At 69.4% G+C, this 21243-nt stretch carries 19 protein-coding genes; all 19 read right to left on the bottom strand.

Annotated elements, in window-relative coordinates:
• Nucleotides 1-21: 21 nt before the first annotated feature.
• The 19 genes from atpA to ACGFWE_RS20655 all read right to left on the bottom strand — a co-directional run bounded on the left by atpA (nt 22) and on the right by ACGFWE_RS20655 (nt 21134).
• Nucleotides 22-1611 carry a F0F1 ATP synthase subunit alpha gene (gene atpA / locus ACGFWE_RS20745; protein ID WP_393600727.1) on the bottom strand — a complete coding sequence of 530 codons (1590 nt, stop codon included), beginning with the start codon at nt 1609-1611 and terminating at the stop codon, nt 22-24.
• 125 nt (nt 1612-1736) lie between these two features.
• Nucleotides 1737-2552, bottom strand: a complete 816-nt coding sequence (locus tag ACGFWE_RS20740) for a F0F1 ATP synthase subunit delta (RefSeq protein WP_352391227.1) — start codon at nt 2550-2552, stop codon at nt 1737-1739.
• Nucleotides 2549-3094 (bottom strand): F0F1 ATP synthase subunit B, encoded by a 546-nt coding sequence (locus ACGFWE_RS20735; protein ID WP_352391226.1) that lies wholly within the window; start codon nt 3092-3094, stop codon nt 2549-2551. Before ACGFWE_RS20735 ends, ACGFWE_RS20740 begins: the two co-directional genes overlap by 4 nt.
• A gap of 40 nt (nt 3095-3134) precedes the next feature.
• Nucleotides 3135-3386 carry a F0F1 ATP synthase subunit C gene (locus ACGFWE_RS20730; protein ID WP_393600725.1) on the bottom strand — a complete coding sequence of 84 codons (252 nt, stop codon included), beginning with the start codon at nt 3384-3386 and terminating at the stop codon, nt 3135-3137.
• A gap of 72 nt (nt 3387-3458) precedes the next feature.
• Nucleotides 3459-4280 carry a F0F1 ATP synthase subunit A gene (atpB, locus tag ACGFWE_RS20725; protein WP_352391225.1) on the bottom strand — a complete coding sequence of 274 codons (822 nt, stop codon included), beginning with the start codon at nt 4278-4280 and terminating at the stop codon, nt 3459-3461.
• Nucleotides 4281-4505: 225 nt separating this feature from the next.
• A complete protein-coding gene (locus tag ACGFWE_RS20720; protein ID WP_352391224.1) occupies nt 4506-4943 on the bottom strand; it encodes a hypothetical protein in 438 nt (145 codons plus the stop codon).
• A gap of 307 nt (nt 4944-5250) precedes the next feature.
• Complete coding sequence (locus ACGFWE_RS20715; RefSeq protein WP_352391223.1) at nt 5251-6564, bottom strand: MraY family glycosyltransferase; 1314 nt, start codon at nt 6562-6564, stop codon at nt 5251-5253.
• Nucleotides 6565-6693: 129 nt separating this feature from the next.
• Entirely contained in the window at nt 6694-7935 is a 1242-nt protein-coding gene (gene glyA / locus ACGFWE_RS20710) for a serine hydroxymethyltransferase (RefSeq protein WP_352391222.1), read from the bottom strand.
• A gap of 142 nt (nt 7936-8077) precedes the next feature.
• On the bottom strand, nt 8078-8749 hold the full coding sequence (locus ACGFWE_RS20705) for a protein-tyrosine-phosphatase (RefSeq protein WP_352391221.1): 672 nt from the start codon (nt 8747-8749) through the stop codon (nt 8078-8080).
• A complete protein-coding gene (locus ACGFWE_RS20700) occupies nt 8746-9393 on the bottom strand; it encodes an L-threonylcarbamoyladenylate synthase (protein ID WP_352391220.1) in 648 nt (215 codons plus the stop codon). The genes ACGFWE_RS20705 and ACGFWE_RS20700 overlap by 4 nt, the downstream gene beginning before the upstream one ends.
• Nucleotides 9394-9445: 52 nt before the next feature.
• A complete protein-coding gene (prmC, locus tag ACGFWE_RS20695; protein ID WP_007384714.1) occupies nt 9446-10291 on the bottom strand; it encodes a peptide chain release factor N(5)-glutamine methyltransferase in 846 nt (281 codons plus the stop codon).
• A 39-nt stretch (nt 10292-10330) separates the two neighbouring features.
• Nucleotides 10331-11407 carry a peptide chain release factor 1 gene (gene prfA, locus ACGFWE_RS20690; protein ID WP_393600720.1) on the bottom strand — a complete coding sequence of 359 codons (1077 nt, stop codon included), beginning with the start codon at nt 11405-11407 and terminating at the stop codon, nt 10331-10333.
• A 103-nt stretch (nt 11408-11510) separates the two neighbouring features.
• Nucleotides 11511-11729: a 50S ribosomal protein L31 gene (gene rpmE, locus ACGFWE_RS20685; RefSeq protein WP_037721438.1), complete on the bottom strand. Its 219-nt coding sequence runs from the start codon at nt 11727-11729 to the stop codon at nt 11511-11513.
• Between the two features lie 163 nt (nt 11730-11892).
• Nucleotides 11893-12999, bottom strand: a complete 1107-nt coding sequence (locus ACGFWE_RS20680) for an LCP family protein (RefSeq protein ID WP_393600718.1) — start codon at nt 12997-12999, stop codon at nt 11893-11895.
• A gap of 207 nt (nt 13000-13206) precedes the next feature.
• Nucleotides 13207-15003 (bottom strand): trypsin-like serine protease, encoded by a 1797-nt coding sequence (locus ACGFWE_RS20675; RefSeq protein WP_393600830.1) that lies wholly within the window; start codon nt 15001-15003, stop codon nt 13207-13209.
• Between the two features lie 132 nt (nt 15004-15135).
• Nucleotides 15136-17199, bottom strand: coding sequence for a transcription termination factor Rho (gene rho, locus ACGFWE_RS20670; RefSeq protein ID WP_393600716.1), 2064 nt, complete (start codon nt 17197-17199; stop codon nt 15136-15138).
• 408 nt (nt 17200-17607) lie between these two features.
• Nucleotides 17608-18537 carry a homoserine kinase gene (thrB, locus tag ACGFWE_RS20665; RefSeq protein WP_352391216.1) on the bottom strand — a complete coding sequence of 310 codons (930 nt, stop codon included), beginning with the start codon at nt 18535-18537 and terminating at the stop codon, nt 17608-17610.
• Between the two features lie 239 nt (nt 18538-18776).
• The gene (thrC, locus tag ACGFWE_RS20660; protein WP_352391215.1) at nt 18777-19835 is read right to left on the bottom strand and encodes a threonine synthase; all 1059 of its coding nucleotides are present in this window, start codon (nt 19833-19835) and stop codon (nt 18777-18779) included.
• A gap of 6 nt (nt 19836-19841) precedes the next feature.
• Complete coding sequence (locus ACGFWE_RS20655; protein ID WP_352391214.1) at nt 19842-21134, bottom strand: homoserine dehydrogenase; 1293 nt, start codon at nt 21132-21134, stop codon at nt 19842-19844.
• Between the last annotated feature and the right edge of the window lie 109 nt (nt 21135-21243).

Genomic DNA, 21243 nt, shown 5'->3' with positions numbered 1-21243 from the left:
GAGTCAGGTCCCTTCCTTACGTCACTTGGCCGCGGCCGGGGCGTCCTCGCCGAGAAGCCTGCCGTCCGAGGTCTCGAACTGCTTCTTGAAGTCGGCGATCGCGTCGGCAACAGCGGTGAGGGTGTCGTCCGACATCTTGCCGCCCTCCTTGATGGAGGTCATGAGGCCCTGCTCCTTGCGGTGCAGGTACTCCAGGAGCTCCTTCTCGAAGCGGCGGATGTCGTTGACCGGGACATCGTCCATCTTGCCGGTGGTGCCGGCCCAGACGGAGACGACCTGGTCCTCGGTCGCCATCGGCTGGTACTGGGCCTGCTTCAGCAGCTCGACCATGCGCTGGCCGCGCTCCAGCTGCGCCTTCGACGCGGCGTCCAGGTCGGAACCGAAGGCGGCGAACGCCTCCAGCTCACGGAACTGGGCGAGGTCCACGCGCAGACGACCGGAGACCTGCTTCATCGCCTTGTGCTGCGCGGAACCACCGACTCGGGAGACGGAGATACCGACGTTCAGCGCGGGGCGCTGACCGGCGTTGAACAGGTCCGACTCCAGGAAGCACTGGCCGTCGGTGATGGAGATGACGTTGGTCGGGATGAACGCCGAGACGTCGTTGGCCTTGGTCTCGACGATCGGCAGACCGGTCATCGAGCCGGCGCCCATCTCGTCGGAGAGCTTGGCGCAGCGCTCCAGCAGACGGGAGTGCAGGTAGAAGACGTCACCCGGGTAGGCCTCACGGCCCGGCGGGCGGCGCAGCAGCAGGGACACGGCGCGGTAGGCGTCGGCCTGCTTCGAGAGGTCGTCGAAGATGATGAGGACGTGCTTGCCCTCGTACATCCACTGCTGGCCGATGGCCGAACCGGTGTACGGCGCAAGGTACTTGAAGCCGGCCGGGTCGGACGCCGGGGCGGCGACGATGGTCGTGTACTCCAGCGCGCCGGCCTCTTCGAGGGCGCCACGCACGGAGGCGATGGTCGAGCCCTTCTGGCCGATGGCGACGTAGACGCAGCGGACCTGCTTCTTCGGGTCGCCGGAGCGCCAGTTGTCACGCTGGTTGATGATCGTGTCGACGGCCAGGGCGGTCTTGCCGGTCTGACGGTCACCGATGATCAGCTGACGCTGGCCACGGCCGATCGGGGTCATCGCGTCGACGGCCTTGTAGCCGGTCTCCATCGGCTCGTGCACCGACTTACGGGCCATGACGCCCGGAGCCTGCAGCTCAAGCGCGCGACGACCGCTGGTCTCGATCTCGCCGAGGCCGTCGATCGGGGCACCGAGCGGGTCGACGACGCGGCCGAGGTAGCCCTCGCCGACGGCCACGGAGAGGACCTCGCCGGTACGGGTGACCGGCTGACCCTCCTCGACGCCGCTGAACTCACCGAGGATGACGCAGCCGATCTCGCGCTCTTCCAGGTTGAGCGCGAGGCCGAGGGTGCCGTCCTCGAACTTCAGCAGTTCGTTGGCCATGGCCGAGGGCAGACCCTCGACCTTCGCGATGCCGTCGCCGGCAAGGGTGACCGTACCGACCTCCTCGCGCGAGGCCGCGTCCGGCTTGTACGACTGGACGAAGTTCTCCAGCGCGTCCCGGATCTCCTCCGGCCGGATCGTGAGCTCCGCCATCTGGGTTCCCTGCTCTCCTTGTTGGGCCCGAAGTTTCACTTTGGGGGTCTGGGGGCGACCCCCAGGATTCTTCATGTACGGCCCAACCAGGGCCGTCGTCCGTACGTACTGCTGTGAAGTTGCTGCTAGCCCGCCAGGCGGCGGCCGGCGTCCTCGATGCGGTCCGCGATCGAGCCGTTGATGACCTCGTCGCCGACCTGCACCCGGATCCCGCCGAGGACCTCGGGGTCCACGTCGAGGTTGAGGTGCATCGGGCGGCCGTAGAGCCTCGCCAGGGCACCGCCCAGGCGCTGCTTCTGCTGGTCGCTCAGCGGGACCGCCGAGGTGACGACGGCCACCATGCGGTCACGGCTCTCGGCGGCGAGCTTGGACAGGGACTCCAGTCCCGTCTCCAGGCTACGTCCCCGGGGCGCGGCCACAAGGCGCGTCACCAGACGCTCGGTCACGGCGTCGGCGCGGCCGCCGAGCAGGCTGCGGAGCAGCTCGCCCTTGGCCGTGGCCGACGCGGAGCGGTTGGTCAGCGCGGCACGCAGCTCGGTGTTGGAGGCGACGATCCGGCCGAACCGGAACAGCTCGTCCTCGACGTTGTCGAGCCTGCCCCGCCGCTGCGCGGCGGTGAGGTCGGCGACGGCGGCCAGCTGCTCCAGGGCGTCCACCAGGTCGCGCGACTGCGACCAGCGCGAGCGCACCATGCCGGACACCAGGTCCACGGCGGGGCCGCCGACCTGGGTGCCGATCAGGCGCTGGGCCAGTTCGGCCTTGGCCTCGCCGGGCTGCGCCGGGTCGGTCAGGACCCGACGCAGTGACACCTCGCGGTGGAGCAGCGCGGTGACGGCGGCCAGCTCGTCGGCGAGCGAGCCGGCGTCCACGGACGTGTTGTCCGTCAGCGCGTCGAGACGCTCGCGTGCGGCTGCCAGGGCCTCGCGGCTCGCTCCGTTCATCGCGCGGCCTCGGCCTTCTCCTCGAGGTCGTCGAGGAAGCGGTCGATGACGCGGCTCTGCCGGGCGTGGTCCTCGAGGGACTCGCCGACGAGCTTGCCGGCCAGGTCGGTGGCGAGCTTGCCCACGTCCTGGCGCAGCGCGGACGCGGCGGCCTTGCGGTCGGCCTCGATCTGCGCGTGACCGGCGGCGACGATCTCCTCGCGCTGCCGCTGGCCTTCCGCGCGCATCTCGGCGATGAGCGTGGCGCCCTGCTCCTGCGCCTCCTGGCGCAGACGCGCGGCCTCGTGCCGGGCCTCGGCGAGCTGAGCCTTGTACTGCTCGAGCACGCTCTGAGCTTCGGTCTGAGCGGCCTCGGCCTTCTCGATACCGCCCTCGATGGCCTCGCGACGCTCTTCCAGAACCTTGTTGATGTTCGGGAGGAGCTTCTTGGCGAGGAAGCCGAAGACGATGACGAAGGCGATGAGGCCGATCACGAGCTCTGGGATCGGCGGGATGAGGGGGTTCTCTGCCTCCTCAGCCGCCAGCTGAACCAGGGGGCTCATATCAGTGCCTTTCGTCGAAAGGGGCGGTCCGACGTCTGGGTCAGGAGGCCGGGTAGACGAACGGCATGACCAGACCGATCAGGGCGAGCGCCTCACAGAAGGCGAAGCCGAGAATCTGGTTGGCGCGGATCAGACCGGCAGCCTCGGGCTGACGGGCGAGAGCCTGCGTACCGTTACCGAAGATGATGCCGACGCCGACACCCGGGCCGATGGCGGCGAGGCCGTAACCGATCGAGCCGAGGTTGCCCTTGATTTCCGTGGCGGCGAGGGTGGCCTGCGCGAGAGCGGACATGCCGTTCTTCCTTCTCTTTCAATGACCGGTGGGGGTTGGCCACCGGATGTCTCTGGTAGTCGGATCGGGCGCTCAGTGGTGCTCGGCGAGAGCGCCCTGAATGTAGCTGCAGGTCAGGAGTACGAACACATAGGCCTGCACAGCCTGGATGAAGAGTTCGAAGGCGGTCATCACGATGACCATCACGAAGGAGACACCCGAGTACGCGATGCCGATGCCGTTCAGCATGTACCAGCTGGCGATCGTGAAGAGCAGCAGCAGGGTGTGACCGGCGAACATGTTCGCGAAGAGTCGTACGGCGTGGGTGAAGGGCCTGACCAGGAGGTTGGAGAACACCTCGATGGTCATGGACAGCGGCAGCACCGGGCCCAGAGACTTGTCGTAACCGCTGATGTTCTTCCAGGCGCCGACGAAGCCCTGACGCTTGAAGGTCAGGCTTACCCACAGGATGTAGACGATGCCCGCCAGTACCGCGGGGTACGAGATGATCGCGGTGACCGGGAACTGGGCGATCGGGATGATGGACCAAAGGTTCATCATCCAGACGAAGAAGAAGAGCGAGACGACCAGTGGGACGTACTTCTCGCCCTCCTTCTTGCCGATGGTCTCGTAGACGACGCCCTTGCGGATGAAGTCGTAGCCCATCTCGGCGACCATCTGCAGCTTGCCCGGGACGACCTTCGGCCTGGCGAAGGCGGCCCAGAAGAAGCCGACGATGATGACCGAGCCGAGCAGCGCCAGCAGCATCGTCTTGTTGAAGTACACGTTGCTGTCCCCGTCGCCCAAGAGCGGCTCGAACAGGAACGAGTGCAGGCCCGGTGCCGGGAAGCCACAACCGTCGAAGAGGTGGCAATCGGTCTCGAAGGCGAGCACCTGCGTCGGGTCAGCACTCACCGCGGGCTCCTTCAGCGTGGCGCATAGGTACGGCAACCTCGTTGTGTCGGCGCGGCGCGCAGCCGCGGTTCGGCACTGGACTGGTGTTTCGGATGTGGGGGCGGCTGTCGGGCATCAAGCCTCGCGATTGAGCAGGCGTCAGCTCAGATGCCCGCGCCCGCGATGCCGCAGTTGGCATCGGACGATAGCAGGGTCTCCTGCGCCCACTTATCCCGGCCCTACCGCTCACGGCGACGACTCCGTCTTTTCGGGCTTCTCACCCTTCGAGGAGTCCGGTTCGACGTAGAGGATCTTCGCCTTCATGTGGGCCCGCGTCTGCGCGGCGATCCACGCCAGGGTCACGGCGACCAGTGTGATCGCGAAGGCCCTGGGGTTGAAGAGTGAGGTGTTCTTGAACGCGGCCAAGAAGATGAACAGCAACAGCAACTGTGCCGCGTAGAGCATGAGACCCATGGACTGGAACAGGTGCGGAAGCGATTTGGCGGTGCGCTGCAGAACGTAGAGCCCGATTCCCATGAAGAGGATGGCGATCACCGTCGCCACGACCGCCCCGATCGCACCCTTGCCACCGGCGACCACACCGCTGACGACGGCGGCGACCGCGCCGACGGCAGCCGTGGGCACGGCGGCCTGAGCCAGGATCCGGACGTCGTTGGACGGCATGGCGGCAACTCCGCTTTCAAGGGGGGGTGTGTCGTCATGGACGAGCGTAGTCCCGGGCTGAGGGTGACCCTCACGCCGGTGGACCGTCGCACTAACGGCCCTTCGGCTCCGCCCTGGGTTCTCGTGAACCGTATCACAAACTATTTGATGCGGTCTTTACCTAGAAGGTGTGCCCACTGTCACACATGAGAGTGAAGCTGCCCGTCTGTGCGGAAACACGGCCGAGTTGTCGGGTATAAGGGCGTTTTGTCGCCCCGGCGAACTCCCACGCGTTGGCAATGCTTTAGTCAGATTCTTACCTTGGGCGTCAGCGCGAGGTCTCCGCCGTACGCCTCTCCTGGACGTGCTGACGGGTGCTCAGCGCGGTCGCGCCGTTGACACCCGCCACCCCCACGGCCACCGGAGTGCGCTGTTCCACCTCCGCCTCCACCGGCTCCGCGGCCACGGCACGCCCGCGGCGGCGGTAGCGCGGCGGCACGACGGCCTGGGCCCACACCGGGACGCGCGGGGTGAAGCGCGGCAGCAGGAGCAGGACGAGCCCGATCGCGCTGAGGAACACGACACCGAGCACGATCCACATGGACGCGGAGTTCACCGAGTAGGCGAGCGAGCCGAACGCGATCAGCGCCGACCAGAAGTACATGATCCACACCGCCCGGCTGTGCGAGTGCCCGATCTCCAGGAGCCGGTGGTGCAGGTGCCCGCGGTCGGCGGCGAACGGCGACTGACCGCGCCAGGTGCGGCGCACGATGGCGGAGATCAGGTCGGCGGCCGGCACCGCGATGATGCTCAGCGGCAGCAGCAGCGGGATGTAGACAGGCACCGTCTGGTGCACGGCCGCCTTCTCGGACCCGGCGAACAGCTTCAGCGCGTCCGGGTCGATCTGTCCGGTGATGGAGATCGCGCCCGCGGCCAGCACCAGGCCGATGAGCATCGAGCCGGAGTCGCCCATGAAGATCCGCGCGGGGTGCATGTTGTGCGGCAGGAAGCCCAGGCACATGCCCATCAGGATCGCTGCGAACAGCGTGGCCGGTGCGGCCGCCTCGATGCCGTACGAGTACCAGATGCGGTAGGCGTACAGGAAGAACGCCGCCGCCGCGATGCAGACCATGCCGGCCGCGAGACCGTCGAGGCCGTCGACGAAGTTCACCGCGTTGATGGTGATGACGACGAGCGCGACCGTCAGCAGGGTGCCCTGCCACTGGGTCAGCGCGACCGAGCCGACGCTGGGGATGGGCAGCCACAGGATCGTCAGACCCTGCATGACCATCACGCCCGCGGCGATCATCTGGCCGCCCAGCTTGATCAGGGCGTCGATCTCGAACTTGTCGTCCAGGACACCGATCAGCCAGATCAGGGCCGCTCCGGAGAGCAGGGCGCGCGGTTCGTTCGACTTCTCGAAGACCTCGCTGAGGTTGGTCAGGTGGTCGGCGACCAGCAGGCCCGCGCACAGTCCGAAGAACATGGCGATACCGCCGAGCCGCGGAGTCGGTTCCCGGTGCACGTCACGGGCCCTGATCTCCGGCATCGCTCCGGCCACGATCGCGAACTTCCGTACCGGCCCTGTCAGCAGATACGTCACCGCGGCCGTGATGCAGAGCGTCAGCAGGTATTCACGCACAGGCTTCCCCACAGGTCTCGCTGGCCATCTCAGCCCCACACCCTAGCGACGCACGCATATGGTTGTGGACTTCCGGGTATGGCCGATGGTTGCACGTGCGGCTGTGCACCCAGGTGCGAATACCCTCGCTCAGGCCGGATACGGCGGAAATCCGCCGACCAGATCCCGCACTTCTTCACGTGCCCCGGCGCTCTCGACCTCGCCGCGCACCACCCTCGCGAGCAGGGCGGCGATCCTCGCCATCTCCTTCTCGGCCATGCCCTGGGTGGTCACCGCGGCGGTGCCCAGGCGCAGTCCGCGGGTGTTCGCGTGAGGCAGCGCACAGCAGTCGAGCACCATCCCCGCGGCCGCGAGCCGTCCGCGCGCCGCGCGCCCGTCGACGCCGAGCGGCGCCGGATCGGCCGTCACGAGGTGGGTGTCGGTCCCGCCGGTGGTGACGACGAGCCCCTCGTCGGCCAGCACGGCCGCCAGCATCCGCGCATTGGCGACCACCTGATGGGTGTACGCGGAGAACGCCGGTGTCGCCGCCTCGCCGAACGCGACCGCCTTCGCGGCGATGGTGTGCATCTGCGCGCCGCCCTGCGTGAACGGGAAGACGGCCCGGTCGACCCGCTCGGCCAGTTCGCTTCCGCAGAGGATCATTCCGCCGCGGGGCCCGCGCAGCACCTTGTGCGTGGTGGCGCAGACGATGTCGGCATACGGCACCGGACTGGGCGCCGCTCCCCCGGCAACGAGCCCGATGGGGTGGGCGGCGTCGGCGATGAGATAGGCGCCCACCTCGTCGGCGACCTCGCGGAAGAAGGCGTAGTCGATGTGCCGGGGGTAGGCGATGGAGCCGCACACGATCGCCTTGGGCCGGTGGGTGCGGGCCAGTGTCCGGACCTGGTCGTGGTCGATGAGCCCGGTCTCGGCGTCGACGCCGTAGGGGACGAAGTCGAACCAGCGGCCGGAGAAGTTGGCGGGCGAGCCGTGGGTGAGGTGGCCGCCGTAGGGCAGGCCGAGGGCGAGGACGGTGTCACCGGGGCGCAGGAGCGCGGCGTAGGCGGCCAGGACCGCCGAAGAGCCGGAGTGGGCCTGCACGTTGGCGTGCTCGGCGCCGAACAGGGACTTCGCCCGGTCCACGGCGAGCCGCTCGGCGACGTCGACGATCTCGCAGCCGCCGTGGTGCCGGGACCCCGGGTAACCCTCGGCGTACTTGTTGGCCAGCGCGGAGCCCAGCGCGGCCAGCACGGCCGGTGAGCAGAAGTTCTCGGCGGCGATGAGCTGGAGCGCCGACGACTGCCGGTAGAGCTCCCCGAGCAGGATCTCGGCCAGCTCGGGATCCTGCCGCGTGAGGACGTCTGCGGTCCGGTGCGCATGGGTGACCGACATGGTGGACTCCGGGGCGTCGACGGTGACGTACGTCCAATGTAGGCCCGGGGCCCGCCGGGTGCCCGGTCGTTACGTCCTTGCGGGTACACCGGCTTCGGGCCGCTGCGCCGGGCTCCGTCCGCCGGCTCGGTCCCGCCCTGCGTCACGTGCGCGCGGGAACCCCCGTCAGCGCCGTCACCACCGGATCCAGCGCCTCGTGTATCTCGTCCCCGATCGAGCGGAAGAAGGGCAGCGGTGCCCCGTACGGGTCGAAGACCTCGTCGGCCTCCGCGGTCGGGGCCAGGAGCCACCCGCGTAGCGCCGCCGCGGCGCGGACCAGGGCGCGTGCGCGGATCACCAGGCCCTCCTCCAGGGGCGGCAGGGTCGCCGTGTCGATCGCCTTCACCAGACGGGTGAACTCCTTCAGGGTGAAGGTGCGCAGGCCCGCCGAGTGGCCCATCGAGATGACCTGCTGGCGGTGGTCGCGGGTGGCGGTCAGGACCAGGTCGGCCATGATCACGTGTTCGTCGAGGAGCTCGCGCCCGGTGAAGCCGGAGGCGTCCGCGCCGAATTCGGCCAGCACCGCCTCCGCGTTGGCCTCCATGGGCGCGCCCTCGTGGCCCCAGGTCCCCGCGCTCTCCACGACCAGGCCGCCCCACAGCGGGTCACCCAGCCGGTCCGCCAGGGCATGCCGGGTCAGCCGCTCGGTGATCGGCGAGCGGCAGACGTTGCCGGTGCTGACATGGAGGATGCGGAAGCTGTCACGCGGGAGCCCTGTGAAGGTCCGCGTCTCTTCCCCGTCCCATATGCCACGCCCCGCGTCAGGGGCCGTCAATTCGCCACCTCGAGGTCGGGTACGACCTTCCTGAGCTCGTCCGCGGAGATCGCGCCCGCGCGCAGCAGCAGGGGCACCTCGCGGGTGACGTCGACGATCGAGGAGGGGACGTTGCCCGGGGTCGGGCCGCCGTCGAGGTAGACGGAGACCGAGTCGCCGAGCATCTCCTGCGCGGCGTCGCAGGTCTCCGGCGACGGGTGACCGGTCAGGTTGGCGGAGGAGACCGCCATGGGGCCGACCTCGGTCAGCAGCTCGATGGCGACCGGGTGCAGCGGCATCCGGACGGCCACCGTGCCCCTCGTGTCACCCAGGTCCCACTGGAGGGACGGCTGGTGCCTGGCGACGAGCGTGAGCGCGCCCGGCCAGAAGGCGTCGACGAGTTCCCAGGCCAGCTCGGAGAAGTCGGTGACGAGACCGTGGAGGGTGTTCGGGGAGCCGATCAGCACGGGGGTGGGCATGTTGCGGCCCCGGCCCTTGGCCTCCAGGAGGTCGGAGACGGCCTCGGAGGAGAACGCGTCGGCGCCGATGCCGTACACCGTGTCGGTCGGGAGGACCACGAGCTCGCCACGGCGGACGGCGGACGCGGCTTCGCGCAGACCGGTCGTGCGGTCGGTCGCGTCGTTGGTGTCGTATCGCCGTGCCATATCTAGCGGGCCTCCTCGTACACGTACTGCTCTGGAGTCTTGGGGGTGTGGCTCACGGCATCGCCCTGCGGGCCGTCGCGAACCGGGGGCGGTTGTTGAGGTCGGGGTGGTCGGCCGCGTCGGCCCAGCCCCGCTCCTCGGTGAAGATCCACGGCACCTGGCCGCCCTGGGTGTCGGCGTGCTCGATGACGACGACACCGCCCGGGCGCAGCAGCCGGTGTGCGGTCCGTTCCAGACCGCGGATGAGGTCGAGGCCGTCCTCCCCCGAGAACAGGGCGAGTTCGGGATCGTAGTCCCGCGCCTCGGGAGCGACGTACTCCCACTCGGTGAGCGGGATGTACGGCGGGTTGGAGATGACCAGGTCGACATGGCCGTCGAGGTCGCGGAAGGCGTCCAGGGCGTTGCCCTGGCGCAGATCGACCCGCGAGCCCTCGACGTTCTTGCGGGTCCACCGCAGGGCTTCCTCGGACAGCTCCACGGCGTGCACGCGGGAGCGCGGGACCTCCTGGGCGAGGGCGAGCGCGATGGCGCCGGAGCCGGTGCACAGGTCGACGATGCACGGCTCGACGACGTCCATCGCGCGCACCGCGTCTATGGCCCAGCCGACCACGGACTCCGTCTCGGGCCGCGGCACGAACACACCGGGGCCCACCTGGAGTTCGAGGTAGCGGAAGTAGGCGAGGCCGGTGATGTGCTGGAGCGGCTCGCGCTGCTCACGGCGCGCGATGGTCTCCCAGTAGCGGGCGTCGAAGTCGGCGTCCTTCACGGAGTGCAGCTCGCCCCGCTTCACGCCGTGCACGAACGCGGCCAGCTCCTCCGCGTCGTTGCGCGGCGAGGGCACGCCGGCGTCGGCCAGCCGCTGGGTGGCCTGGGCCACCTCTGCGAGCAGCAGATTCACGCAAGTCCTCCGTGTCGTACTGGTGCGTGGGTACGCCTCTTACGCGGCCGCCAGCTTCGCTGCCGAGTCCGCGTCGACGCAGGCCTGGATCACCGCGTCGAGGTCGCCGTCCAGGACCTGGTCCAGGTTGTACGACTTGAAGCCGACACGGTGGTCCGAGATGCGGTTCTCCGGGTAGTTGTACGTACGGATCTTCTCGGAGCGGTCGACGGTGCGCACCTGGCTGCGCCGGGCGTCGGCGGCATTGCGCTCCGCCTCCTCCTGCGCCGCCGCGAGCAGCCTGGAGCGCAGGATACGCAAGGCCTGCTCCTTGTTCTGCAGCTGGCTCTTCTCGTTCTGGCAGGAGGCGACGACTCCGGTGGGAATGTGCGTGATGCGCACCGCGGAGTCGGTCGTGTTGACGGACTGTCCGCCGGGCCCGGAGGAGCGGTAGACGTCGATGCGCAGGTCGTTGGGGTTGATCTCGACCTCGACCTCCTCCGCCTCGGGGGTGACCAGCACACCGGCCGCGGAGGTGTGGATGCGGCCCTGGGACTCCGTCGCCGGGACGCGCTGCACCCGGTGCACGCCGCCCTCGTACTTCATCCGGGCCCACACGCCCTGTCCGGGCTCGGTGGCGCCGTTTCCGCCCTTGGTCTTCACGGCGACCTGGACGTCCTTGTAGCCGCCCAGCTCGGACTCGGTGGCGTCGATGATCTCGGTCTTCCAGCCGACGCGCTCGGCGTAGCGCAGGTACATGCGCAGCAGATCGCCGGCGAACAGCGCGGACTCGTCGCCGCCCGCGCCCGCCTTGATCTCGAGGATGACGTCCTTGTCGTCGCTGGGGTCGCGCGGGACCAGGAGAAGCCGCAGCTTCTCCGTCAGCACGTCGCGGGCCTTCTCCAGCTCCTTGACCTCGGCGGCGAACTCCGGGTCGTCGGCGCCCAGTTCGCGCGCGGTCTCGATGTCGTCGCCGGTCTGCTTCCAGGAGCGGTACGTGGCGACGATCGGGGTGAGCTCGGCGTAGCGCTTGTTCAGCTTGCGCGCGTTGGCCTGGTCGGAGTGGACCGACGGGTCGGCGAGCTTCTTCTCCAGGTCGGCGTGCTCACCGACGAGTTCCTCGACGGCCTCGAACATCTCTGGGCTCCTGTACTGCGGATGAAGGGGGAAGGCGGGCGACCAAAAACGCCGGTCCCGGCGCACTCCGAGGAGTGCGGCGTGGACCGGCGCTGGTGGCTCGCTACTTCTTGGCAGCAGCCTTGCCGAAGCGGGCCTCGAAGCGGGCCACACGGCCACCGGTGTCGAGGATCTTCTGCTTGCCCGTGTAGAACGGGTGGCACTCGGAGCAGACCTCGGCACGGATGGTGCCGCTCTGGATCGTGCTACGGGTGGTGAACGACGCGCCACAGGTGCAGCTGACCTGCGTCTCGACGTACTCGGGGTGGATGTCGCGCTTCAAGGTGTCTCCTAGTTTCGGGAGGGCACCGGGTCGCCACCGCGGGCTGCGGGAGCGTGAACCGGGGCCGACGTACCAGTCTGCCAGCACTGGCCGCATCCCCCAAAACGAGGGGGCACCGCGATCTATTCCCCGCCCTCGGCGGACGCCCCCGGCAGACGCGGTCCTACGACGTGACGACGCCCTTGGCCTGGCCCGTCGCGGTGCCTTCCGTGGCCGACTTCGGGATCGGCCGGTCGTTCTCCAGGGCCGTCCAGATCTGCTTGGCCTTGGTCTGCTGCACGAGGACCCGGTTCGGGTTCGCCGGGTCGTAGCGGACCGGCAGGGTGACCATGGTCATGTTCGAGTCGCTGATGTGCTTGAGGCCGCTCGCGAAGGAGACCAGGGAGTTGACCGAGCCGAGGTCGGAGTCGGTGGTGACGGCCTTGGTGGCGGTGTCGGCGAGGTCGTAGAGCTTCTTGGGGCTGGTCAGCACGCCGACGCTCTTGACCTGCTTGACCAGCGCCTTGATGAAGGCCTGCTGGAGCTGGATCCGGCCGAGGTCGGATCCGTCGCCGACGCCGTGCCGGGTGCGGACGAGACCGAGGGCCTGTTCACCGTCGAGCCGGTGGGTGCCGGCCTTCAGGTTCAGGTGGCTGTCGGTGTCCTTGATGTTCGCGGTCGTGGTGACCGTGACCCCGCCGAGTTCGTCGACCAGCTTCTCGAAGCCGCTGAAGTCGACCTCCAGGTAGTGGTCCATGCGGATGTCGGTCATGGCCTCGACGGTCTTGACGGCACAGGCCGCGCCACCGGTCGTGTACGCGGAGTTGAACATGACGTCCGACGCGGCGTCGTGCTCCTTGCCGTCGGTGTCGGTGCACTGGGGGCGGTCGATCAGGGTGTCGCGCGGGATGGAGACCACGGTGGCCTTCCTGTGGCCCTCGTACACGTGGATGACCATCGCGGTGTCGGAACGGGCGCTGCCGTCGTCGGTACCACCGCCGAGCTTCCTGTTGGAGCCGGAGCGGGTGTCGGAGCCCAGGACGAGGATGTTCTCGGAGCCGTTGTCGGCCTTCGTGGGCCGCTCACTGCCGAGGACCTGGTCGATGTCGACGCTCTTGATGTTGCCGTTGAGCTTGAAGTACACGTAGCCGGCCCCGGTGCCGCCCACCACGACGATCCCCGCGGCGACCCACGCCATGATCAGCAGGCCCTTGCGGCCCCTGCTGCGGGGTGTGCGGCGACGTCCCTTGCCGCCCGGTTCTCCGGGTATCGGCGCGCTCTCGGCTGACATGTGCTCCTCGAATCTCGTCCGGTCGGTTACCCCCTGTTTTCAGGGTCAGACGTGGTCATCAAAAGACCCGTACCGCACCATGGTCGCTCCGCCTGGTCGGACGGGGATACTCGAGAAAGGGTTGCACAACGCGCTGTGACCACCACGTGGAGCGGTGGTCACAGCGCGTCACGGAAGCATCAGGGCAAGCCCTGCTCACCAGTGGTTTCAGCCAAAGATGTCGTACTGCTGGAAGCCGGTCCCCACGGTGGCCCTTGTGGCGAAGATCTCGCTGGTCGCCTTGCCGGTGCCCTTGTACAGATAGAGCGTGCCGCCCGGGGTGCGGGCCACCAGGTCGGCCCTGCCGTCGCCGGTGATGTCTCCGACGGCGTCGAAGGCGTTGTAGCCGCTCCAGTTGGTGCGCACCTTGACCCGGGCCGCGAAGACGCCGGTGCCGGACTTGCCGGTGCCCTTGTACAGGTACAGGTCGCCGGTGCTCTTGTTGCGGGCGAGGACGTCCGCCTTGCCGTCGCCGGTGAAGTCGCCGTGGCCGAGCAGCAGGTTGTACTGGCTCCAGCCGCCGCCGACCCTGACCCGGGCCGCAAAGCTGCCGTCGCCCTTGCCGGGGTAGATCCACAGGACGCCCGCGGAGTCCACGGAGAGCAGGTCGGGCTTGTAGTCGCCGGTGACATCGCCGGGGGTGAGGATCCGGGTGCGGGTCCTCCAGTCGGTGAAGACCTTCTTCGGGTCGGCCCAGGCGCCGGTGGCGGGGAGGAACCGCAGCCAGTAGACGTCACCGGTGGCGGAGACGCGGTACAGCAGGTCCTGGTAGCCGTCCCTGTTGAGGTCCGTCTGCCGGACCAGGTTCACGCCGTTCCAGTCGCCCCAGGACTGCCGGGCGGCCAGGGTGGTGCCCTTGGAGTCCAGCTCGTAGCCGACCTTGGTGGAGGAGTTGCGCACCCACAGGTCGGCCTTGTGGTCGAAGCTCAGGTTGCTGTCGTCGACGCGCGGGTAGGCGGCGCCGACGTACTTGCTGACCTTGGTGAAGACGCTGTAGGCGCCCTTGGCCACGCAGTCCGTCACGTTCCAGGAGACGACGCCGACGATCCGCCCGTTCACGACGAGGGGGCCACCGGAGTCACCGCTGCAGATGGCGGTCGTACCGGAGTCCCTGCCGCTCGCGGGCGGGCCGGCGCAGGTCATGTGCCCCTTGATGAACCAGGAGCCGTAGGCCGCGGCGCAGGTCGCGTCCGACTTGATGGGCAGGGTGGCCGTCTTCAGCGTCGGGGAGACGGCATCGCTGGTGGAGCTGGTGCGGCCCCAGCCGTAGACCTTGGCGCTCTTGGCACCGGTCGTGGCGGGGTCGTACGAGCCGGTGTCGGTGGACGTCGTCATGCGGATCGGGGTGGCCTTGACGGGGGCCGCCAGGGTCAGGACCGCGATGTCGTTGTCGATGGTGTCCGCGTTGTACGACGGGTGGTTCCACTGCCGCAGTACCGCGGTCGCCGTGCCGCCGTGCAGGTCGCTCCCGTCGTCCGAGGGCAGCTGCGTAGCGCCGGTGACCACGGCGCCGCCCTTGGCCCAGTCGACGCCCTTGACGCAGTGCGCGGCGGTGAGGATCTTCGTCGGCGCGACGACGGCACCGCCGCAGAAGAAGCCGGTGTCGTCGCTCTTGTCGGCGGTGCCCTGGTCGTCGGTGTACCAGAGCTGGGCCATCCACGGGGCCGAGGTGATGGTGGTCGTCGTGCCGCCGATGATCATCGGCGAGACGGTGGAGTCGACCTTGCCACTGTTCATCGGCGACCGGGTCACCGTGCCGGAGGTGTCCGCCGCCTGGGCGCCCGCGATCCGCTGCCTCAGCTCGGCCTGCGACGGCGTGGGCGCGGTGCCGGCGGCCTTGGCCGGTGCCTGCGGCTCGGGCACGACGGTGGCGGCGTTCGCCGACGTGGCCAGCAGCGCGGCGGCCACGGCGACGGGCAGAGCGATCCGCAGCCGACGCCTGTGGCGCCCGGCGCCTCCGGACATGGATATGCCCATGCAAGTCCCCCCAGGGATCAGAAGCTCGGAGATCGAAAATTCGACCGAAGAGCGTGATCGTAAACCAAAGAGGGCCGCCCCCTGACAACAGGGGGCGGCCCTCTTCGCGAACGCTGGACGTCAGTCGCCGTTGCCCGGCGCCGGCGTCGTCTTCTGGATCTGCATCAGGAACTCGGCGTTCGACTTCGTCTGCTTCATCTTGTCGAGGAGCAGTTCGACCGCCTGCTGCTGGTCGAGGGCGTGCAGCACCCGGCGCAGCTTCCATACGATCCCGAGCTCGTCGGGGGCGAGCAGGATCTCTTCCTTACGGGTACCGGACGCGTCGACGTCCACCGCCGGGAAGATCCGCTTGTCGGCGAGCTTGCGGTCGAGCTTGAGCTCGGCGTTGCCCGTGCCCTTGAACTCCTCGAAGATGACCTCGTCCATGCGGGACCCGGTGTCCACCAGCGCGGTGGCGAGGATGGTCAGCGAGCCGCCGTCCTCGATGTTGCGGGCCGCACCGAAGAAGCGCTTCGGCGGGTACAGGGCGGTCGAGTCGACACCACCGGACAGGATGCGGCCGGAGGCGGGCGCGGCGAGGTTGTACGCACGGCCCAGACGCGTGATCGAGTCGAGCAGGACAACCACGTCGTGGCCCAGCTCCACCAGCCGCTTGGCGCGCTCGATGGCGAGTTCGGCGACCGTGGTGTGGTCCTCGGCCGGGCGGTCGAAGGTCGAGGAGATGACCTCGCCCTTGACCGACCGCTGCATGTCGGTGACCTCTTCCGGACGCTCGTCGACCAGGACGACCATCAGGTGGCACTCGGGGTTGTTGTGCGTGATCGCGTTGGCGATCGCCTGCATGATCATGGTCTTGCCGGTCTTCGGCGGGGCCACGATCAGACCGCGCTGGCCCTTACCGATCGGCGCGACGAGGTCGATGATGCGGGTGGTGAGGATGCCGGGGTCCGTCTCCAGGCGGAGGCGGTCCTGCGGGTACAGCGGCGTCAGCTTGTTGAACTCCGGGCGGCCACGGCCGTGTTCGGGCGCCATGCCGTTGACGGAGTCGAGACGCACCAGCGCGTTGAACTTCTCGCGCCGCTCGCCTTCCTTGGGCTGACGGACCGCGCCGGTGATGTGGTCACCCTTGCGCAGGCCGTTCTTGCGGACCTGGGCGAGGGAGACGTACACGTCGTTCGGCCCGGGCAGGTAGCCCGACGTACGGATGAAGGCGTAGTTGTCGAGGATGTCCAGGATGCCCGCGACGGGGATCAGGACGTCGTCCTCGTTGATCTGCGGCTCGGGGGTGCCGCCCATCTCGTCGCGGCCACGGCGGCCACGGCGGTCCCGGTAACGGCCCCGGCGGCCGCGGCGGCCGCCCTCGAAGTCGTCGTCGTCCTGCGGGCCGTTGTCGCGCTGCTGACGGTCCTGGCGGTCCGGACGGCCGCTGCCCTGCTGCTGGTTCTGCTGCTGGCGCTGACCGCCGCTCTGGCCCGGCTGGTCGTCGCTCTTGCGACGCTCCCCGCGGTCCCCGCGGTCGCCACGCTCCGCGCGGTCGCCCCGCTCGCCGCGGTCACGGCCGCGGTCACGGCGGTCGCGGCGGCCACGGCTGTCGCCGTCACCGGCGTCGCCCTGCGGCTGCTGCTGCGCCGGCGTCTCGGCCTTGGGCTCGCTCTTCGCCTCGGCCACGACGGTCTCGGCGCTGCCCGCGGGGGCACCCGCCTCGGCGGTGGCACGGCGGCGACGGCGCTCGGCGGGAGCGTCGTCCGCCCCGCGCTCGGCGGCCGGCTGGCCGGGAATCTCGATCTGCTGCTGGGCCACGGCCTTCTCGGCGGGAGCCTCGGCCTTCGCCTCCGCGTTCTTCTCGGCGGCGTCGCCGGTGCGGGCCTTGGAGGTGGCGCGGCGCTTCGGCTTGGTCTCGGCGGCGTCGCCGGCGGCCGAGGATGCGGCCTTGGGAGCCGCGGCACCTCCCCCGGCCTGCGCTTCCTTGATGACCTCGATGAGCTGGCTCTTGCGCATACGCCCGGTGCCCTTGATACCGAGGCCGGAGGCGACCTGCTGCAGCTCGGCCAGCACCATGCCGTCGAGGCCGGTACCGCGGCGCCGCCGGGAGCCGGCACCGGTGGCAGGCGCGGAGGCGTCCGTGGAGGGCGCGGCAGCGGTCTCCTCGACACGTGCGCCCATCAGATCGGTGGTGTCGCTCACGAAGGGTCCTTCCCTGGAGCGGACGTCGGCCTGTCTGGCTCGGCGACCGTTTGTGCTGTCCGACGGCGGTCCCATCCTTGTGGACCGTGCCGGGGCGGTGGTCCGCCGGAACGGCGGAGGAATGTGGTGACGGCGCTTCCGAGAGCCGTGGCACTGAGTGTCCGTGTCACGTGGCTTGGTCACACCGGTTCCGGAGCGTGCCCGGCGAGTCGCTCAGTGCTCGCGTACGAGGTACTGCCCATGTACGTCGTACGGAACGCTGTGCGGCTTGGGAGGCTCCCGGAAGAATGTCTGTCCCGGACGGGGACGTGAAGCACCTCGCCATGGTGGGGTCGGGTGCAGACTTGAGATTAACACTACCGGATCCAACAAACATTCCCCCTCTCGAAATCCGGCACACGCCGGATCTCAGATGTCACTGGCGGCCGCGAGCGGGAGCACACAGGCCCCCTGGGCGTCGAGGTCCAGCCGGTTGGCGGCCCAGCCCCCGCCCGCCAGATGGGCCACCTTGTCGGCGCTGTCCGCGTCGGCCAGCGCGAGCACGGTGGGCCCTGCCCCTGAGATGACTGCCGGCACTCCGTCGGCCCGCAGCCGCTCCACCAGCGCGGCGCTCTCCGGCATGGCGGGAGCGCGGTACTCCTGGTGGAGGCGGTCCTCGGTGGCCGGCAGCAGCAGCTCGGGGCGCCTGGTGAGGGCCTCGACGAGCAGCGCGGCACGGCCGGCGTTGGCGGCGGCGTCGACGTGCGGCACGGTGCGCGGGAGCAGTCCGCGCGCGGTCTCGGTCAGGACGGGCTTTCCGGGCACGAAAACCACCGGAACGATGGAATCGGCGGGCTCCATCCTGATCGCCCGCGCGGCGCCGGCCTCCATCCAGGAGAGCGTGAAACCGCCGAGCAGACAGGCCGCCACGTTGTCGGGGTGGCCCTCGATCTCGGTGGCGAGCTCCAGGAGCGCGGTGTCGTCGAGCCGGGCCTCGCCGCCTATGGTCACGGCGCGCGCGGCGACGATTCCGGCGCAGATGGCGGCCGAGGAGGAGCCGAGGCCCCGGCCGTGCGGGATGCGGTTGGCGCAGACGATCTCCAGGCCGCGCGGCTGGCCGCCCAGCAGATCGAAGGCGGTGCGCAGGGAGCGTACGAGCAGGTGGTTCTCGTCGCGCGGGAGCGTCTCGCTCCCCTCCCCCGCGATGTCGATGTGCAGCCCTGAGTCGGCCACCCGGACGACGACGTCGTCGTAGAGCCCCAGCGACAGGCCCAGGGCGTCGAAGCCAGGGCCGAGGTTGGCGCTGGTGGCGGGGACGCGCACCCGGACGGCGGCGGCGCGGAATGCGGGACCGGCCATCTCTCGATGACTCTCCTTGAGCTGCGTGATTGTCGAATGACATTCGATGACATCCGATGACGTACGAAGACCCTGCGGGCCGCGGAGACGACACGGCACCCCGCTGTACGCGAGGGCATATGCAGCGGGCGGGTTCGGTACAGCCTATCGAAGGAAGGTTCTGTGGCGACATAGGGCGCACAGGAGGCGCACGATGCGTGTCGTAAGCCCCCTGTGCACCCCTCGCGGCGATTCCCTGCTCAGGCGAGCCCGAGGCGCTCGGCCGCCGTGGCCGCGTCGACCGGGACGGTGACCGGCTGCGGGGCGCCCGCGACGGCCCAGTCGGGGTCCTTGAGGCCGTTGCCGGTGACCGTGCACACGATCCGCTGGCCCGGGTCGACCTTGCCCTGCTCGGCGGCCTTCAGCAGACCGGCCACGGAGGCGGCGGAGGCGGGCTCCACGAAGACACCCTCCTGAGCGGCCAACAGCCGGTAGGCGCGCAGGATCTCACGGTCCGTCACCTCGTCGATGAACCCGCCGGACTCCTCCTTCGCCGCGAGGGCGTACTGCCAGGAGGCGGGGTTGCCGATGCGGATGGCGGTGGCGATGGTCGAGGGGTCCTTGACGACCTCGCCGCGCACGATCGGGGCACTGCCGGAGGCCTGGAAGCCCCACATCCGAGGAGTCTGTGCGGCCACCCCGTCGGCGGCGTACTCCTTGTAGCCCTTCCAGTACGCCGTGATGTTGCCGGCGTTGCCCACGGGCAGGACGTGGATGTCGGGCGCGTCGCCGAGCATGTCGACGATCTCGAAGGCGGCGGTCTTCTGGCCCTCGATGCGCACCGGGTTGACCGAATTGACCAGCGCCACCGGGTAGTTGTCGCTCAGCGCGCGGGCCAGGGTGAGGCAGTCGTCGAAGTTCCCGTCGACCTGGAGGATCTTCGCGCCGTGGATGAGGGCCTGCCCCATCTTGCCGAGCGCGATCTTGCCGCGCGGCACCAGCACGGCGGAGACCATGCCCGCGCGTACGGCGTAGGCGGCGGCGCTCGCCGAGGTGTTGCCGGTGGAGGCGCAGATGACCGCCTTCGCGCCCTCCTCCTTGGCCCGTGTGATCGCCATGGTCATACCGCGGTCCTTGAAGGACCCGGTGGGGTTGGCGCCCTCCACCTTGAGGTGGACCTCGCACCCGGTGCGCTCGGAGAGCACCTGAGCGGGCACGAGGGGCGTGCCGCCCTCGCGGAGCGTCACGACCGGCGTGGTGTCGGAGACGGGCAGCCGGTCCCGGTACTCCTCGATGATTCCGCGCCACTGGTGGGTCATTGCTCGTTACTCTCCTTCAACCCGCATGATGCTGGCGACACCCCGCACGGTGTCGAGCTTGCGCAACGCCTCGACGGTCCCGTTCAGGGCGGCGTCGGACGCGCGGTGCGTGACGACGACGAGAGATGCCTCGCCGTCCTTCCCCTGCTGCCGAACGGTATCGATGGACACCCCGTGCTCGGCGAACACGGTGGCGACCTGGGCGAGAACACCCGGTTTGTCGGCCACGTCCAGGCTGATGTGGTAGCGCGTGACGACCTCGCCCATGCCCGAGACGGTCAGGGCGGCGTACGCGGACTCACCGGGTCCGGTCGTGCCGCTGAGCCGGTTGCGGCAGACGGCGACGAGGTCGCCGAGGACAGCGGAGGCGGTGGGGGCGCCGCCCGCGCCCGGGCCGTAGAACATCAGCTGCCCGGAGGCGTCCGACTCCACGAACACGGCGTTGTACGCGCCTCGCACCGAGGCCAGCGGATGCGTGAGCGGGATCATCGCGGGGTGCACGCGCGCGGTGACGGACTGCCCGTCCTCGGCCCGCTCGCAGATGGCGAGGAGCTTGATGGTGCAGCCCATGTTCTTCGCGGAGGCGAAGTCGGAGGCGGTGACCTCGGTCATGCCCTCGCGGTAGACGTCGTCGAGACGCACGCGCGTGTGGAAGGCGATCCCGGCGAGGATGGCGGCCTTGGCGGCGGCGTCGAACCCCTCGACGTCGGCGGTCGGGTCGGCCTCGGCGTACCCGAGGGCGGTGGCCTCGTCGAGGGCCTCCTGATAACCGGCCCCGGTGCTGTCCATCTTGTCGAGGATGAAGTTGGTGGTCCCGTTGACGATGCCGAGCACCCGGTTGACCTTGTCACCGGCGAGGGACTCGCGCAGCGGACGGATCAGCGGGATGGCACCGGCGACGGCGGCCTCGTAGTAGAGGTCCTTGCCGTGCTGTCCGGCCGCCGCGTGCAGGGCGGCGCCGTCCTGGGCGAGGAGCGCCTTGTTGGCGGAGACGACGGAGGCGCCGTGCTCGAAGGCGGCGGTGATGAGGGAACGCGCGGGCTCGATGCCCCCGATGACCTCGACCACCACGTCGATGTCCCCGCGTTTGACGAGGGCGGTGGCGTCGGTGGTGACGAGTTCCTGCGCGATGCCCTCACGCACCTTGGAGGGCCGTCGCACGGCGACCCCAGCGAGCTCCACGGGGGCGCCGATGCGGGCGGCGAGGTCGTCGGCGTGCGTCGTCATGATGCGCGCCACCTCTGAGCCGACCACTCCACAGCCCAGCAGCGCCACCTTCAGCGGACGCGTACGCATCATCCGACCTCGTTTCCTCATACCGTCTACGGTGGACCCAGTCTCACTCACCGGACGGGAGTTTCTGCCCCTGGTCCGGATGATGAGACATCTATTTCATTTGCACGGGGGT

Source organism: Streptomyces sp. NPDC048523, assembly GCF_043199815.1.
Taxonomy (GTDB): Bacteria; Actinomycetota; Actinomycetes; order Streptomycetales; family Streptomycetaceae; genus Streptomyces.
Note: the sequence above shows the minus strand (reverse complement) of the source record. Positions and strands in the feature narration are given on the sequence as shown.